Below are 767 nucleotides of genomic sequence, written 5' to 3'. Positions count from 1 at the left end.
GTTTGACCGTTGATGTACGTCGCTAGCTCTTCGATATCGTCACCCGCTTTCGCGCTGATGTTGATTTCTTGCTCTTGACCAAAGCTGTCAGTCAGGCTGATTTTCAGGTCGTTTTTGCCCGCTTCAACGTTCCAGTTTTTGTCTTTACCGTTGTCAGCTTGGTAGCTCACGCCGCCCATCATTTTATTGTCTGAGCGCATGTCTTTTAGGTTAAGCATTACTGCTTCACCGTTGTCCGCACCGATTTGGAAAGACTGAGTGCCGTAAGTACCGTTAAGTAGACGGTTACCACCGAAAGATGTCGTTTCAGCGATACGGTTTAGTTCGTCGTTTAGTGCCGTTACTTCTTCTTGAATCGCAACACGCTCAGATTTTGAGTTAGAGCCGTTTGCTGATTGAAGAGATAGGTCACGCATACGTTGCAGGATGTTAGTTGTCTCGTTCATTGCACCTTCAGCAGTTTGTGCAATAGAGATACCGTCGTTCGCGTTACGAACAGCCACATCCAGGCCACGGCTTTGTACGTTCAAGCGGTTCGAGATTTGAAGACCCGCAGCGTCGTCTTTCGCGCTGTTGATTTTGAAACCTGAAGACAAACGTTCCATAGAAGTTTGTTGTGCTGAGTTTGCGTTGTTTAGGTAACGCTGAGCGGTCATCGCTGATACGTTTGTGTTTACATTCACTGCCATGGTGATTTCTCCAATTGATTTTCCGATGTAGCGGTTTCCGACGTCTCGGAAAACCAAGTAGTTCTCTCAAAGTTACTT

The 767-nt window shown here is 46.7% G+C and carries 1 protein-coding gene; it reads right to left on the bottom strand.

Going from position 1 to position 767, the window contains the following annotated elements:
- Nucleotides 1-689, bottom strand: a 689-nt coding sequence (locus tag VCHENC03_RS23140) for a flagellin (RefSeq protein WP_009704427.1), incomplete at its 3' end; no start/stop codon positions are given.
- Between the last annotated feature and the right edge of the window lie 78 nt (nucleotides 690-767).

It is taken from the genome of Vibrio sp. HENC-03 (genome assembly GCF_000305755.2).
GTDB lineage: Bacteria > Pseudomonadota > Gammaproteobacteria > Enterobacterales > Vibrionaceae > Vibrio > Vibrio owensii.
This window is presented reverse-complemented; position numbering and strand designations above follow the sequence as displayed.